The organism is Streptomyces sp. NPDC001822 (assembly GCF_042892135.1).
Classification (GTDB): domain Bacteria; phylum Actinomycetota; class Actinomycetes; order Streptomycetales; family Streptomycetaceae; genus Streptomyces.
On sequence record NZ_JBIATW010000008.1, the window covers coordinates 85,192 to 100,378 of the forward strand.

Genomic DNA, 15,187 nt, shown 5'->3' on the forward strand with positions numbered 1-15,187 from the left:
TTGGCAGTTATGAGCACTCTTGAGCCCGAGCGCGGGGCAGGTACGGGGACCCTCGTGGAGCCGACACCTCAGGTGTCGAACGGCGACGGTGACCACGAGCGCTACGCGCATTACGTCCAGAAGGACAAGATCATGGCGAGCGCCCTGGAGGGCACTCCCGTGGTGGCACTGTGCGGCAAGGTCTGGGTCCCGGGGCGCGACCCCAAGAAGTACCCGGTCTGTCCGATGTGCAAGGAGATCTACGAGTCCATGGGCGCCGGTGGCGACAAGGACAAGGGCGGCAAGGACAACAGCGGCAAGAAGTAGTCCGCGGCCCTCAGGCCTCCTTCCGGACGTCCGTCCGGATCCTCTCCGGGCCCCCGCCCGGTTCCCTCCGGATTTCAGCCCGGTCCCCGGACCGGTCACGGCCCCCGGGGCACGCGTCGCCGCGTGCCCCCGGGGGCCGTCCGCATGTCCAGGGCCCGCGGGGGGCGGGGGGTATCGCTTTCCCCCGGACCGGACCCGACCGGACCGCGGGCGCGCGTCGCGTGGGCCGCGTCGGCTGGTCACAGAGTGGTGGAGACCACTTGTCGGCGTACCGCCACGCCCTTAGTCTCCTGCCAGTTGTGCAGAACGAAACGCGCGTTGCACAGGATGCAACGCATGACCGGTTGGGGTCCCGGATGAAGTTCTCTGCCCGAATCGCCGCTCCCGCAGCGGCTCTTGTGCTTGCGGGAGTCACCGCCACCGGCTGCGCGCCACAGACCTCCGACACCGGCGCCAAGGGGGACGAGAAGTCCGGGACCCTGCGCGTCTGGCTCTTCCAGGAGGTCGGCAACAAGCCCAAGGAGAAGGTCGTCGACGCCGCGGTGGCGGGCTTCGAGAAGTCCCACGCGGGGGCCGAGGTCGAGATCGAGTACATACCCGTCGACACCCGGGCCCAGCGCATCAAGGCGGCCTTCAACGACCCGAAGAGCGCGCCCGACCTCATCGAGTACGGCAACACCGACACCGCCGGCTACGTGAAGGACGGCGGACTCGCCGACGTCAGCAGCGAGTTCGCGGCCTGGGACGAGGCCGAGGACACCGACCCGACCGCCAAGCAGTCCGTGACGGTGGACGGCAGGATCTACGGAGCGCCCCTCTTCGTCGGCGTACGCGCCCTGTACTACCGCACCGACGTCCTCGCCGGCCTCGGGATCGAACCGCCGAAGTCGCAGGACGAACTGATCGCCACCGCGAAGAAGATCCACAAGGCGGAGCCCGGCCTGTACGGCCTCGTGGTCGGCGGCGCGTACACCTACGGCGCCATGCCCTTCATCTGGGCGCAGGGCGGCGAACTGGCCGAGGAGACGGGGGTGACCTACAAGTCCTCCATCAACAGCGAGAAGGCCCGGAAGGGCATCGAGGCCTACACCTCGCTCTTCGGCGACGACAACTGCCCGGCGGCCAAGTGCGCGGCCATGGGCGGCAACGCCACGGTCACCGCGTTCGCGGCCGGCAAGGCGGCCATGGCGATCGGCGGCGACTTCAGCCACGCCGCCGTAGAGGCCGGCGCCGTGAAGGGCAAGTACGCCGTCGTGCCGCTCCCCGGCGTGAAGGAGGGCTCGATCGCCCCCGCCTTCGCTGGCGGCAACAACATCGGTGTGCTCAGGAGCAGTTCGCACCGCACACTCGCCGTCGACCTGATGAAGGCACTGACCGGCAAGAAGACGCAGGCCGAGATGTTCGACGCGATGGGCTTCCTGCCGACCTACTCGGACGTGCGGGACACCGTCGCGCAGAAGGAGCCCTTCGTCGGGCCCTTCGTCAACTCGCTCGAATCGGGTGCCAAGTTCGTGCCGGCCTCCCCGGCCTGGGGCCGGATCGACGCCTCCCTGGTCCTGCCGACCATGTTCCAGGAGATCGTCAGCGGCCGTAAGGACGTGGCCGCCGCCTCGGACGACGCGGCGAAGAAGATGGACGCGGCGTTCGCCGAAGCGGGCTGACGATGACCGCGAACACCACGGTGCGCAAGGCCACCACGGTGCCCGGGGCGGGCACGGCACCCGTCCGCGCGCCCGGGAACCGCCCCGGGTCGTCCGCGCGGCGACCCGGCTGGACCCCGTGGCTGTACCTGCTGCCCGCCCTCGTCCTGCTCGGCGGCCTGCTCGTCTACCCGATCTACCAGCTGGGCCTGATCTCCTTCCTCGAGTACACCCAGGCCCAGGTCAGCGGCGGCGAACCGACCACCTTCCAGGGCTTCGGCAACTACGCGACGCTCTTCCGGGACAGCCAGTTCTGGCAGGTGCTCCTCGCGACCGTGCTCTTCGCGGCCGCCTGTGTCCTCGCCACCCTGCTCGCCGGCTGCGCCCTGGCGGTCCTGCTGACCCGCGTCCGCGCCCTGCCCCGGCTCGCGCTCATGCTGGCCGCCCTGGGGGCGTGGGCCACGCCCGCGATCACCGGCTCGACCGTCTGGGTCTTCCTCTTCGACCCGGACTTCGGACCGGTCAACAGGGTGCTGGGGCTCGGTGACTTCTCCTGGACCTACGGGCGCTACAGCGCCTTCGCGCTGGTGCTCCTCGAAGTCCTCTGGTGCTCGTTCCCCTTCGTGATGGTCACCGTGTACGCCGGCATCCGCGCCATCCCCGGCGAGGTGCTGGAGGCCGCCGCGCTGGACGGCGCCTCCCAGTGGCGGACCTGGCGGTCGGTCACGGCGCCGATGCTCCGGCCGATCCTCCTCGTCGTCACCATCCAGTCGGTCATCTGGGACTTCAAGGTCTTCACGCAGATCTACGTCATGACCAACGGAGGCGGTATCGCGGGCCAGAACCTGGTACTCAACGTCTACGCCTACCAGAAGGCGTTCGCCTCCTCCCAGTACAGCCTCGGATCGGCGATCGGCGTCGTGATGCTGGTGATCCTGCTGGCCGTGACACTCGTCCACCTGCGCCTCGTGCGTCGCCAAGGGGAGGAACTGTGAGCGCACGCACACTTCTGCGCGTCCGCCGGCCCGGAAGGCTCGCGGCGGAGACCGCGGCCCTGCTCATCGCCGCGGCCGTCGCCTTCCCGCTGTACTGGATGGTGCTGTCCGCCTTCAAACCGGCCGGGGAGATCCAGTCCACGCAGGCGCGCCCCTGGACCCTCGCGCCGTCCCTCGACTCGTTCCGCAGGGTCTTCGAACAGCAGGATTTCGGCCGCTACTTCCTCAACAGCCTGCTCGTGGCCGGCACGGTCGTCGTGCTCTCCGCACTGACCGCGTTCCTCGCCGCGACGGCGGTGACCCGGTTCCGCTTCCGGTTCCGCACCACCCTGCTGATCATGTTTCTCGTGGCGCAGATGGTGCCGGTCGAGGCACTGACCATTCCGCTGTTCTTCCTGATGCGGGACTTCGGGCAGCTGAACACCCTGGGATCACTGATCCTGCCGCATCTGGCCTTCTCGCTGCCCTTCGCGATCTGGATGCTGCGCGGCTTCGTGAAGGCCGTCCCGGAGGCCCTGGAGGAGGCCGCCGCCATCGACGGGGCGAGCCGCACCCGCTTCCTGTGGCAGATCCTCTTCCCGCTGGTCTTCCCCGGCCTCGTGGCGACCAGCGTCTTCTCGTTCATCTCGACCTGGAACGACTTCCTGTTCGCGAAATCGTTCATCATCAGCGACACCTCCCAGTCGACGCTGCCCATGGCGCTGCTGGTCTTCTTCAAACCCGACGAGAACGACTGGGGAGGGATCATGGCCGCTTCCACGGTGATGACCATTCCCGTGCTGGTCTTCTTCGTCCTCGTACAGCGACGCCTCGTCTCCGGACTCGGCGGAGCGGTGAAGGACTGACATGGACAATCTGATTCCGGCGCCGGTGCGCACACGCGGCGGCGACAGCGGCGCATTCGTCCTCGACGGCGCCACGACACTGACCGCGGGACCCGGTACCGAGAACACCGAACGCTGGCTGCGCGGCACCCTCGGGGCCGCCTTCGGCCTTCCCCTCGCCCCCGCGGCCAAGGGCGCGCCGAGCAGCGTGAACACCGTCGAGCTGCAGGTCGATCCCGCACTGGGACCCGAGGACTACCGGCTCGGCGTGGACGCCGTCCGGGGCGTCAGGATCACCGGTGGCGGCGCCGCCGGGGTCTTCTGGGGGGCGCAGACCCTGCGCCAGCTCCTCGGCCCCGAGGCATTCCGGCGGGCCCCGGTGAGTCCCGGTGCTGCAAGGCGCATTCCCCTCACCGAGATCGAGGACGGCCCGCGCTTCGGGTGGCGCGGTCTGATGCTCGACGTGGCCCGCCACTTCATGCCGAAGGACGGCGTGCTGCGCATGCTCGACCTGCTGGCCGCCCACAAACTCAACGTCTTCCATTTCCACCTCACCGACGACCAGGGCTGGCGGATCGAGATCAAGCGCCACCCCCGGCTCACGGAGGCCGGCGCGTGGCGGGCCCGCACCAAATACGGGCACCGCGCGTCCGAGCTGTGGGACGAGACACCGCACGGCGGTTACTACACGCAGGACGACATCCGGGAAATCGTCGCGTACGCCGCCGAGCGGCATATCCGCGTCGTCCCCGAAATCGACATCCCCGGCCACTCGCAGGCAGCCATCAGCGCGTATCCGGAGCTCGGCAACACCGATGTCGTCGACACGTCCGTCCTTTCCGTCTGGGACACCTGGGGCATCAACCCGAACGTACTCGCCCCCACCGACAACACCCTGCGCTTCTTCGAGGGCGTCTTCGAGGAAGTGCTCGACCTGTTCCCGGCCGAGACCTCGCCGTTCATCCACGTCGGCGGCGACGAATGCCTCAAGGACCAGTGGAAGGAGTCACCGGCCGCGCAGGCCCGCATGACCGGACTCGGCCTGACGGACGAGGACGGGCTGCAGTCCTGGTTCATCCGCCACTTCGACCGCTGGCTCGGCGAGAGGGGCCGCCGCCTCATCGGCTGGGACGAGATCCTGGAGGGCGGGCTCGCCGACGGCGCGGCAGTGTCGTCGTGGCGCGGTTACGCGGGCGGCGTCACCGCCGCCGAAGCCGGCCACGACGTCGTGATGTGCCCCGAGCAGCAGGTCTACCTGGACCACCGTCAGGACGGCGGTGCCGACGAGCCGATGCCCATCGGCTTCGTGCGGACCCTGGAGGACGTCTACCGCTTCGAACCGGTCCCTCCGGGCCTCTCCGACGAGGCCGCGGGACACATCCTGGGTGCCCAGGCCAACGTCTGGACCGAGGTCATGCAGGACGCGGCCCGCGTCGACTACCAGGTGTTTCCCCGGCTCGCGGCCTTCGCCGAGGTCGTCTGGTCGCCCCTCCCGGCCCCCGGCGAAAGGGACTTCGCCGGCTTCGACCGCCGTATGCGCGCCCACTACGCCCGGCTCGACGCCCTGGGCGTCGGCTACCGGCCGCCCGCCGGCCCGCTGCCGTGGCAACGCCGGCCCGGTGTCCTCGGTCGCCCGATCGAGGGACCGCCCCCGACCGTGTGACCGCTGTCCCGCCCTCCGGCCAGGGGAACCGCATAAGTCGTACGAACTCGCTGAAGAGTAGCAATTCGTGCGCGGGGCAGAACACCTGCCAAACGGGATTTATCCCCTGGCCGGGGACGGAAACGCCCTTCGCGGACCCTCGCGTCGGACCGCCCGGAAGATGTGCCAGAGTTGCCACGTCCCGGCCGTGAGCACGTACCGTACGGCGGACAGGCGGGACTGCCGGGACACCGGGAAGGGGCAGCTGGGTTGACCACGCACGCACCGCAGGCGATGCGGTCGGTAACGCTGCCGGCCTCGCTCGACGAGGCCGTGGCGGCTCTCGGCGCCATGCCCGCCGCCGTCCCCGTGGCAGGCGGCACGGACCTCATGGCCGCCGTCAACAAGGGACAGCTGCGGCCCTCGGGACTCGTCGGCCTGGGCCGCATCAGCGAGCTGCGCGGCTGGCACTACCAGGACGGCCACGCCCTCCTCGGGGCCGGCCTCACCCACGCACGCATGGGGCGGCCCGACTTCGCCGCCCTCATCCCCGCACTGGCGGCCTCGGCGCGCGCCGCGGGCCCGCCCCAGATCCGTAACGCCGGAACCCTCGGCGGCAACATCGCCACCGCGGCCCCGACCGGCGACGCGCTGCCGGTCCTGGCGGCCCTGGAGGCCGAACTGGTCATCGCGGGCCCCGACGGCTCCCGCCGTGAGATCCCCGTCTCGCACCTGCTGGCGGGCCGCGAGATGCTCGAACCCGCCGAGCTGATCGGCTTCGTCCGCGTGCCGCTGCTGCACGCCCCCCAGGTGTTCCTGAAGGCGACCGGCCGCACCGGCCCGGGCCGCGCCACCGCCTCCGTCGCGATCGTCCTGGACCCCGCCCGGCGCGGCGTGCGCTGCGCGGTCGGCGCGATCGCCCCGATGCCGCTGCGGCCCCTGGAGGCCGAGCGCTGGATCGCCTCCCTGATCGACTGGGACGGCGAACGCGGCCTCGCCCCCGACGCGCTGGCCGCCTTCGGCGAGTACGTGGCCGCGGCCTGCATCCCCGACCAGGAACCACCGGAAGACGGGGGAGAGGCGCCCGCGCTGTCGCCCGCCGTCCTGCACCTGCGGCGCACCGTCGCCGCGCTCGCCCGACGCGCGCTGGGGAGGGCACTGTCGTGAGCAATGAGGAGAACCCCGGGCAGCCGCAGGGCCTGCCCGACCCCTACGCCGGCTGGGAGCCGACCCCGCAGGGCGGTGAGTACGACGCGGAGGCCACCGCCTTCGTCCACCTGCCCCCGGAGGACTTCCCCGACCTCGGGGGCGACCCGCTGGCCGCGCCCGGGCACAGCTACGTGCCGCCCATGATCCTGCCGCTGACCCCGGCCGCCGGGCTCGACCCCGCGGCGACGGGCAGCTGGGTCCTGCAGACGCAGAGCCAGCAGGAACGCGCCGCCGAGCACGCCGCCGGCCAGGAGGCCGCGGCGGACGATGCGCGGTGGCCCGACCCGAACCAGCAGCAGGAGCAGTACCAGCAGCCGTACCCGGACACGTCGCAGTACGCGCAGACGTCGTCCACGACGGCCCACTGGAACTACACCGAGGCCGTGCACCCCGCCGAGCCCGAGCCGTCCCCCGAGCCCGCCGGGCACACGGGCCAGTGGACGATCCCGGTCGCGGGCGGCGACATCCCGGAGGAGTCCGGCGAGTTCTCCGCCTCCGCGGTGGCGTCGCAGTGGTACGCGGACACGCCCCCCGCCACCCTGCCCGGCGGGGCCCCCGCACCGTGGGCGACGCAGGAACCGGCGCACGAGGTGCCCGAGCCCGCGGCCGCCGGCGAGCACGCCCCCGCAGCCCCGCAGGACGCCGCCGATGCGCCGCAGGAGGCCGGGGCGACGGGACACCCCGCCGAGCCCGCAGAGGACGCCGTCCCGGCCCCGGAGGGCCCGTCGGAGGACGCGGAGACCATCGGTGGGCCCGCGGAGGCCGTGGAGATCGCCGAGGCCTTCGAAGCCGTCGAGATCGCCGAGGCCTTCCAGGCCGTCGAGGAGCCCGAGCCGGTGGCCCCCGCCCCGGACACCGAGGCCGCCGAACTCGCCCCCGAGCCCGTCCCCGAGCCCATCGGCGTGCCCGCCCCCGAGCACGCCGACGAACCGGCCGCCGCGCCCGTGGACGCGCCGAGCGAGCACCCCTCCGCCTCGTACGTCCTCCACGTGAACGGAGCCGACCGACCGGTCGCCGACGCCTGGATCGGGGAGTCGCTGCTCTACGTCCTGCGCGAGCGTCTCGGCCTCGCCGGCGCCAAGGACGGCTGCTCGCAGGGCGAATGCGGCGCCTGCAACGTCCAGGTCGACGGCCGTCTCGTCGCCTCCTGCCTGGTCCCCGCCGCCACGACCGCGGGCAGCGAGGTACGCACCGTCGAAGGCCTCGCGGTGGACGGCGAACCGTCCGACGTACAGCGCGCCCTCGCCGCGTGCGGAGCCGTCCAGTGCGGCTTCTGCATCCCGGGCATGGCCATGACCGTCCACGACCTCCTGGAGGGCAACCACGCCCCCAGCGAGCTGGAGACGCGCCAGGCCCTGTGCGGCAACCTCTGCCGCTGCTCCGGCTACCGGGGCGTGCTCGACGCCGTACGCGAGGTCGTCGCGGGCCGCGAAGCGGTGTCGGAGGCGGCGACGGGCACGCTGGACGACCTCGAACCGCGCATCCCGCACCAGGCCGCCCCCGGTGAGGGCGGCGTCCAGCACGAGGGAGACGTCCGGTGAACTCCGTGCCGTCCCCCGCACGACCGCTCACCCCCACCACCAGCCGCCGCAGCGGAGCGAACGACAAGGAGGCGGCGTGACCAGCGACGCAGCCACCGCGACCAGCACGCGTACCGCCCCGCAGCCCGAGGGCGCCGCACCGGACCAGGAACTGCCCGCGCACGGCCTGGGCGCCTCGCTGCCGCCCGCCGACGCCCGCGCCAAGACCGAGGGGACGTTCCCCTACGCGGCCGACCTCTGGGCCGAGGGGCTGCTCTGGGCCGCGATGCTGCGCTCCCCGCACCCGCACGCCCGCATCCTGTCGATCGACACCTCGGCCGCCGCCCGGATGCCCGGCGTCCGCGCCGTCGTCACGCACGAGGACATCCCCGGGGACGGCGCGTACGGCCGCGGGGTCGTCGACCGGCCGGTGTTCGCCTCGGAGCTCGTACGCCACCACGGCGAGGCCATCGCCGCCGTCGCCGCCGACCACCCGGACACCGCACGGCTGGCCGCCGCCGCCATCACCGTCGAGTACGAAGTGCTCGAACCGGTCACCGACCCCGAGAAGGCCTTCGCCGCCGAAGCGCTGCACCCCGACGGTAACCTCATCCGCCACATCCCGCTGCGCTACGGCGACCCGGACACCGTGGGCGAGGTCATCGTCGAGGGCCTGTACCGCATCGGGCGCCAGGACCCCGCCCCGATCGGCGCGGAGGCCGGACTCGCCGTCCCCCGTCCCGACGGCGGCGTCGAGCTCTACACGGCGTCCACCGACCCGCACACCGACCGGGACCTCGCCGCCGCCTGCTTCGGCCTGGATCCCGAGCGCGTCAAGGTCGTCGTCACGGGCGTCCCGGGCGCCACCGGCGACCGCGAGGACCCCGGTTTCCAGATCCCGCTCGGCCTGCTCGCCCTGCGCACCGGCTGCCCCGTCAAACTGGCCGCCACCCGCGAGGAGTCCTTCCTCGGCCACGCCCACCGGCACCCGACCCTGCTGCGCTACCGCCACCACGCGGACAACGAGGGCCGGCTGGTCAAGGTCGAGGCCCAGATCCTCCTCGACGCGGGAGCGTACGCCGACGCCTCGTCCGAATCCCTGGCCGCCGCCGTGGCCTTCGCCTGCGGCCCCTACGTCGTCCCGCACGCCTTCATCGAGGGCTGGGCGGTCCGCACGAACAACCCGCCCTCCGGCCATGTGCGCGGAGAGGGCGCCATGCAGGTCTGCGCGGCGTACGAGGGCCAGATGGACAAGCTGGCGGCGAAGCTGGGCATCGACCCGGTCGAACTCCGCCTGCGCAACGCCCTCTCCACCGGCGACATCCTGCCCACCAGCCAGACCGTCACGTGCCCCGCGCCGGTCGCCGAACTCCTCCGGGAGCTGCGCGACTTCCCGCTCCCGACGCTCCCGAAGGACGCCCCCGAGGACGACTGGCTGCTCCCGGGAGGCCCGGAGGGCGCCGGTGAGCCCGGCGCCGTACGCCGAGGGGTCGGCTACGCGCTCGGCATGGTCCACATGCTCGGTGCCGAGGGCGCGGACGAGGTCTCCACGGCCACGGTCCGGGTCCACGACGGCGTCGCCACGGTGATCTGCGCGGCCGTCGAGACCGGCCAGGGCTTCACCACGCTCGCCCGGCAGATCGTCCAGGAGACCCTGGGCATCGAGGAGGTCCACGTCGCGGCGGTCGACACCGACCAGCCCCCGGCCGGGCCGGCGACGCACGGCCGCCACACCTGGGTCTCCGGCGGCGCGGTCGAACGCGCCGCCAAGATGGTCCGCACGCAGCTCCTCCAGCCGCTGGCCCACAAGTTCGGCATGTCGACGGAGCTCCTCCAGATCGCCGACGGCAAGATCACCTCGTACGACGGTGTGCTGTCCACGACGGTCACGGAAGCGATGGACGGCAAGGAACTCTGGGCCACCGCCCAGTGCCGCCCCCACCCCACCGAACCCCTCGACGAGTCGGGCCAGGGCGACGCGTTCGTGGGCCTGGCCTTCTGCGCGGTGCGCGCGGTGGTCGACGTCGACATCGAGCTCGGCTCGGTCCGGGTGGTGGAGATGGCCGTCGCCCAGGACGTCGGCCGGGTCCTCAACCCGTCCCAGCTCGCGGTCCGCATCGAGGCGGGCATCACCCAGGGCATCGGCGCCGCGCTCACGGAGAACCTCCGCTCGGCGCGCGGCCTGATCCGCCACCCGGACCTCACCGGATACGCGCTTCCGACCTCGCTGGACGCACCGGACATTCGCATCGTGAAACTGGTGGAGGAGCGCGACGTGGTCGCCCCCTTCGGCGCCAAGGCGGCCTCCGCCGTACCGGTGGTGACCTCCCCGGCGGCCGTGGCGTCCGCAGTGCGTGCCGCCACGGGCCGTCCCGTCAACCGCCTCCCGATCCGGCCCCAGGCCGCGGTGGCCGCCGCGAAGTCCTGACCTGTGATTCACGTTGCACCTGCAACCCGGGGGTGCGATGTGTCACCGGTGCTGACTACAGTGATCCCTGAAGTCGTGGCCGGCCGGATACGGGGAGGGTGCTGTGCTGCCGAGTGATGGAGTGAGCGCGGGACTGATGGCGGTGCCGGGCCTGGGAGTCACCACGGCGGCCGCCGCAGTCGAACTGGCCACGGAACTGACGTCGTTCACCAAATTCCGCAACCGCGTCGACGAGATACTGGCGGACCTCAAGAAGTCACCGGCCGGAGCGACGCAGCTCGGCGAAGACCCCATGGTGCGGACCCAGTTCGGTGGCGGCGCCAACCAATGGGCGGAAGCCGCGAGTCTCTTCGCGTCGTACCAGACGGTCATCACCGAGCTGGAGACGTTGTCCAAGGCGCTCTCCAACTCCATAGAGGGCATGAGCATCGCGGTCCTCGCCGCGCACAACGGCTACGAGAACCTGGACATCGACATCCGGCGCCGCATGCTCGCGATCTCGGACGACGCGAAGAAGCACTACGGCGGCGAGTACGACCCGACGAAGCCGGCGAAGCAGAGCGGGGACACGGGGCCGGAGAAGCCTGCGCCGAAGCCGACCACCGGGTCGATCTGATGACGACGACGTTCACTGGCATTGCGCGGGGATAGACGGGGGCTGGGATGGACCACAGGGAAGCAGGACAGGGCACACCGTTCGACAGCATGACGCACGAGACCATGCTGGCCTGGCTGGACAAGGCCAACAGCGGTGCGATCCAGAGCGCGTCGGACCGGCTGCTCAGCGCCGCCACGGAGATCCGGAAGATCGCGGAGGACCTGAAGGTCCGCCCGCAGACGGTCGAGTGGAAGGGCGAGGGCGCCACGGCCTTCCGCACCTGGGGCGCGGACCTGGCCAACGCGACGCTGCGCCTCGGCGACTACAGCGAGGGCGCGTCGAAGTGGCTGGCGCAGGCCTCCGACGCACTCGCCTCGGCGCAGGTGGCCATCCCGCGCACCGACGCGGGCGCCCAGGCGAACCTGGAGGCGGCGAAGGCCGCGCACAACGACCCGGACGCCTCGGCGGTCGAGAAGAAGTCCCTGGAGACGCTGCTCGCCGCCAAGGAGTCCAACCGCCAGGAGGCGGCTGCGGAGATGCGGAGGCTGGCGCAGTCGTACCAGTTCTCGGCCTCGCAGATGGACGGCCTGGAGCGGCCGGTGTTCCCGCCGCCGCCGGGGGAGTTCGTTCCGGATCGCAAGGAAACCATCGCTGATGGAGGGACATGGGGGGCTACGGGAAGTGGCTCCGGAAACAGCTCGGGCTCGAGTGGTCCTACTTATGTCTCCACTGCATCGGCATACGACATCGAAGGGGCTTCAAGCGCTTCGAACCCTCACGTCATCAAGGAGCCGCCACGCGCGGACGCGACTGTGGGTATGGAGATCGATGGGGTAGGGACTCTCCCATCGCCTTCTTCTGCCAATACGGTGACGCCACCGGCCCTGCAGGCGACGGGCAAGGCAGATGCCGCGCTTCCACTCGGACCAATGACCACCCCGCCTGCCTTCGGGAGCAGTTCGTACCCGCTCCAGGGCTCGGTCGCGGGGGGAAGACCGGTATCCGGTACTCGCCCACCGTCACTGCCCGGCTCCGGCGGACTGGCTGTCGGTCCAGCGGGCAGGCCGCCGCGGGATGGCGGCATCATCGGAGGACGTCCCGTTGCACAGTCAACCGGAAGGTCGACCGGAGGGCTCCCTCGCGGCACGGTTGTTGGCAGCGAGGGCGCGCATGCCGGTCGCGCACCCATGGGCCAGGGCGGCGGCATGAGCGGCGCCGGAGGTAACCAGGGCGGCATTGTCGGCGGCCGCCGATTGGCTGGCGAGACCGGTGGAGTGGTGGGTGGGCGGCCTCAACAGCCCGGCCGCACGGGCGGGCGCCCGTTCACGCCCGGAGGCACGGGCTTGGTACGAAATACCGGGTCGTCGGAAGGTGGTCGTGGCGTCGGTGCTGCTGGGCGTGGCGTCTCGGGAAAGCGACCTGGTGAATCGCGTCGGGACGAATCTGAGCGACCGGATTACCTTGTTGAGGATGAGGAAACCTGGCGGCAGGTTGGTCGACGCACCGTTCCACCAGTCATTGACTGATCAGTCAGCACCCTGCAGAGGATCCAGATGTATCACAGCGCTACTACCGGAGTGGCCCGTTGTCGAGCCGCCGTCCCTGCACTGCTCGGGGCGCTGCTGGTGGCCATCCTTCCCACGACTGCACACGCGGATTCCGTTCGTTCGAACCAGTGGCACCTGACAGCCATGAAGGCTGAGGAAATGTGGCGGAAGAGCACCGGGAAGGGTGTCACGGTCGCCGTAATTGATTCTGGAGTTGACAGATCGAACCCAGACCTGCAGGGGCAAGTCCTCAAGGGTAGGGACTTTGCCCTCAGCGAAGAGGGTGATGAGCATACCGATCTGGGTACCCATGGCACGGGCATGGCTGCCTTGATTGCCGGAACCGGTGACAGCCGCGGTGGTGACGGCGCCTTCGGGCTAGCTCCTGGTGCAAAGATTCTGCCCATCAGAGTCCCTGACAAGGCCCCCAACCTTGCGGCCGACATCAAGCAGTTCAACACCAATGTGCCTCTCGCAATCCGATACGCCGCTGATCAAGGGGCGAAGGTCATTAATATTTCGTTGGCCATGAGCGAAGGATCGGAGCAGTTGACCGATGCCGTGAAGTACGCATTGGACAAGGGTTCTCTCGTATTCGCCGGTATGGGCAACGACGCCGAGAACGTCAACGGGGTAAAGTATCCGGCTGCGACTCCCGGAGCCGTGGGTGTCGGCGCCATCGGCCAGAATCTGAGGAGGACCGACGAGTCGCAGTTCGGCCCTCAGGTGGATTTGTCCGCCCCAGGGGAAGACATGATTCACGCTTGCCCGAGCGAAACCGGTTTGTGTAAGTCTCATGGCACGAGCGACGCCACAGCCATTGCCTCCGCCTCCGCCGCTCTCATCTGGTCCAAGTACCCGGAATGGACCAACAATCAGGTCCTGCGAGTCATGCTCAACACCGCAGGTGGACCGACGACCGGTGAGGAGCGGGCAGACGACATCGGTTACGGCATCGTCCGACCCCGCATCGCCCTGAAAACCCCGGGCGACCCCGGCCCCGCCGACGAGTACCCGCTGCCCGATCTGGCTGCCGCCGCGTCTCCGTCCCCCGTGCCGTCTGCGGAGGCGTCGAAGGCCGCCGCAGGGTCGGAAAGCAGCGGCAAGCCCACCGCCGCAGCCCCGGCGGCCGATGACGAGGGCAGCAGCACGGGCCTCTGGATCGGCCTGGGTATCGGAGCCGCAGCCCTCGTCGCTGCCGGGGTGGCTGTGGCAGTCGTCCGCTCCCGCCGCCGCAGCGCGGCTCTGGTGGCAGCCCCGGCCGCCCCTCCGTATGGCCCTCCGCCCGGTACGCCTGGTACTCCCGGCACTCCGGCTTCCTACGGCGGCCCGCCGACGCAGGGGCCCGGCGTCTGAAGCCACGCGCGGCGCGGGCGGAGCGCCGGCCCCTCCTGATCACCCTTCCCCGGGCTCCTCGTCGAACACGAAGTAGAGGGCGAGAGTGAACGGTTCGGGCTCGCCGTCCGCGTAGTTCCACGACACGTCCACCACGGACAGCTGGTGCTCGTGCTCGTTCATCCACTGCTGGGCCTCACCGAAGACCTCGGCGGCGCTGCGGGCCGAGAACAGCAGTCTGGCGACGGGGTGGACCTGTGCGTCAGCGTCGGAGTCGTCGAAACTCGCCGGAACGGGGAGGCGGAAATCATGATTCATGACCCGCATTCTCTTCTCCTGGGTGCGACTCAGGTGCGGGTTCGGCCATTACCGGTCCGCGCCGCGCCCGCGTCTAGGTCCGGACTCGCTCAAGGAAGCCGCATCAACTCGCGGAGTGCGCCGACATGGGCCGCGACATCGCGTACGAGGGCGGGGTGGGGCGGCCTCAGGCTCCGTGCCGGGCGCCGGGATTCGAGCGCCCGGGCGCCTTCGCCTTCTTGGTCCCGCTTCCTCTCGATGCGGGTGAACTGTGCAACCGGCCCAGCCCGCCGCGGCGGAATCGGACCCGCTAGCGTGAGGGCGTCAGTGAAGCCGGAGTTCGTGACTCCGGTGGCCCATAGCGATAGGTACGGGGAATTTCGTGACGTTCGACGCAGAATGGGCGGCCCTTCGCGCGGAGTCGACCCAGCGGGTCGACATGCGGCTCAACAGCATCCCGGCGGACGGCGGCAGTGGCGGCGGTGGGCCGAGCGGCGCCGATCTCGCGGTCAACCAGGACAACCTCGGGGCCATCGGGCATGACGCGTACGGCCTGCGAACCCGGCTCTCCAAGGACGGGGACCACGCGCGCCCGTCCACCTTCGACGCGGCCATCGCGCTCACCAACGGCAATTTCACCAGTGGCTCCGCGCTGCTCAAGGTGCACGACCGCTGGAACACGCATATGAAGACACTGCTCGACGCGTGTGCCCAGATCTCCAACCACCTGGATTACTCCAAGGCCGCCCACGCGAAGGACGACGTTCAGATCGGCGGCGATCTGATTTCCGTCTCCAAGCTCAACGATTACCTGAAGTAGATCCTAGAAGCAGCGTCCGGGGGAGC

At 70.6% G+C, this 15,187-nt stretch carries 13 protein-coding genes; 12 read left to right on the plus strand and 1 reads right to left on the minus strand.

Translation table 11 applies throughout. The features are described 5' to 3' along the window. Positions 1-9 precede the first annotated feature (9 nt). From ACFYY2_RS19845 to mycP, 11 genes are all read left to right on the plus strand, one after another. Positions 10-306, plus strand: coding sequence for a DUF3039 domain-containing protein (locus ACFYY2_RS19845; protein ID WP_384056128.1), 297 nt, complete (start codon positions 10-12; stop codon positions 304-306). Between the two features lie 356 nt (positions 307-662). Beyond that, positions 663-1,967: an extracellular solute-binding protein gene (locus ACFYY2_RS19850; protein WP_388744515.1), complete on the plus strand. Its 1,305-nt coding sequence runs from the start codon at positions 663-665 to the stop codon at positions 1,965-1,967. A 2-nt stretch (positions 1,968-1,969) separates the two neighbouring features. Beyond that, a complete protein-coding gene (locus ACFYY2_RS19855) occupies positions 1,970-2,941 on the plus strand; it encodes a carbohydrate ABC transporter permease (protein WP_388744518.1) in 972 nt (323 codons plus the stop codon). Beyond that, positions 2,938-3,786: a carbohydrate ABC transporter permease gene (locus ACFYY2_RS19860; protein ID WP_388744521.1), complete on the plus strand. Its 849-nt coding sequence runs from the start codon at positions 2,938-2,940 to the stop codon at positions 3,784-3,786. The genes ACFYY2_RS19855 and ACFYY2_RS19860 overlap by 4 nt, the downstream gene beginning before the upstream one ends. Before the next feature lies 1 nt (position 3,787). Further along, positions 3,788-5,428, plus strand: coding sequence for a beta-N-acetylhexosaminidase (locus ACFYY2_RS19865; RefSeq protein WP_388744523.1), 1,641 nt, complete (start codon positions 3,788-3,790; stop codon positions 5,426-5,428). Between the two features lie 249 nt (positions 5,429-5,677). Then, on the plus strand, positions 5,678-6,574 hold the full coding sequence (locus ACFYY2_RS19870) for an FAD binding domain-containing protein (protein ID WP_388744525.1): 897 nt from the start codon (positions 5,678-5,680) through the stop codon (positions 6,572-6,574). Continuing rightward, on the plus strand, positions 6,571-8,157 hold the full coding sequence (locus ACFYY2_RS19875) for a 2Fe-2S iron-sulfur cluster-binding protein (protein WP_388744528.1): 1,587 nt from the start codon (positions 6,571-6,573) through the stop codon (positions 8,155-8,157). The genes ACFYY2_RS19870 and ACFYY2_RS19875 overlap by 4 nt, the downstream gene beginning before the upstream one ends. Positions 8,158-8,233: 76 nt before the next feature. Continuing rightward, positions 8,234-10,564 carry a xanthine dehydrogenase family protein molybdopterin-binding subunit gene (locus ACFYY2_RS19880; RefSeq protein ID WP_388744530.1) on the plus strand — a complete coding sequence of 777 codons (2,331 nt, stop codon included), beginning with the start codon at positions 8,234-8,236 and terminating at the stop codon, positions 10,562-10,564. A gap of 103 nt (positions 10,565-10,667) precedes the next feature. Beyond that, positions 10,668-11,180, plus strand: coding sequence for a hypothetical protein (locus tag ACFYY2_RS19885; RefSeq protein ID WP_388744532.1), 513 nt, complete (start codon positions 10,668-10,670; stop codon positions 11,178-11,180). Between the two features lie 89 nt (positions 11,181-11,269). After that, on the plus strand, positions 11,270-12,688 hold the full coding sequence (locus ACFYY2_RS19890; RefSeq protein WP_388744534.1) for a hypothetical protein: 1,419 nt from the start codon (positions 11,270-11,272) through the stop codon (positions 12,686-12,688). Positions 12,689-12,715: 27 nt separating this feature from the next. Next, positions 12,716-14,065, plus strand: a complete 1,350-nt coding sequence (gene mycP / locus ACFYY2_RS19895; protein WP_388744537.1) for a type VII secretion-associated serine protease mycosin — start codon at positions 12,716-12,718, stop codon at positions 14,063-14,065. A gap of 39 nt (positions 14,066-14,104) precedes the next feature. On the opposite strand, the gene ACFYY2_RS19900 is transcribed toward mycP, so the two are convergent. Then, positions 14,105-14,362, minus strand: a complete 258-nt coding sequence (locus ACFYY2_RS19900) for a hypothetical protein (protein ID WP_388744540.1) — start codon at positions 14,360-14,362, stop codon at positions 14,105-14,107. Between the two features lie 361 nt (positions 14,363-14,723). Here ACFYY2_RS19900 and ACFYY2_RS19905 point away from each other — a divergent pair, with 361 nt between their 5' ends. Beyond that, positions 14,724-15,161, plus strand: a complete 438-nt coding sequence (locus tag ACFYY2_RS19905; protein WP_388744543.1) for a hypothetical protein — start codon at positions 14,724-14,726, stop codon at positions 15,159-15,161. Positions 15,162-15,187: the final 26 nt, after the last annotated feature.

Excerpts from the sequence above, each read along its gene's own strand:
- ACFYY2_RS19850 (WP_388744515.1), top strand. The coding sequence starts at position 663 with ATGAAGTTCTCTGCCCGAATCGCCGCTCCCGCAGCGGCTCTTGTGCTT.
- ACFYY2_RS19845 (WP_384056128.1), top strand. The coding sequence starts at position 10 with ATGAGCACTCTTGAGCCCGAGCGCGGGGCAGGTACGGGGACCCTCGTG.
- ACFYY2_RS19865 (WP_388744523.1), top strand. The coding sequence starts at position 3,788 with ATGGACAATCTGATTCCGGCGCCGGTGCGCACACGCGGCGGCGACAGC.
- ACFYY2_RS19890 (WP_388744534.1), top strand. The coding sequence starts at position 11,270 with ATGACGCACGAGACCATGCTGGCCTGGCTGGACAAGGCCAACAGCGGT.
- mycP (WP_388744537.1), top strand. The coding sequence starts at position 12,716 with ATGTATCACAGCGCTACTACCGGAGTGGCCCGTTGTCGAGCCGCCGTC.
- ACFYY2_RS19900 (WP_388744540.1), bottom strand. The coding sequence starts at position 14,362 with ATGAATCATGATTTCCGCCTCCCCGTTCCGGCGAGTTTCGACGACTCC.
- ACFYY2_RS19855 (WP_388744518.1), top strand. The coding sequence starts at position 1,970 with ATGACCGCGAACACCACGGTGCGCAAGGCCACCACGGTGCCCGGGGCG.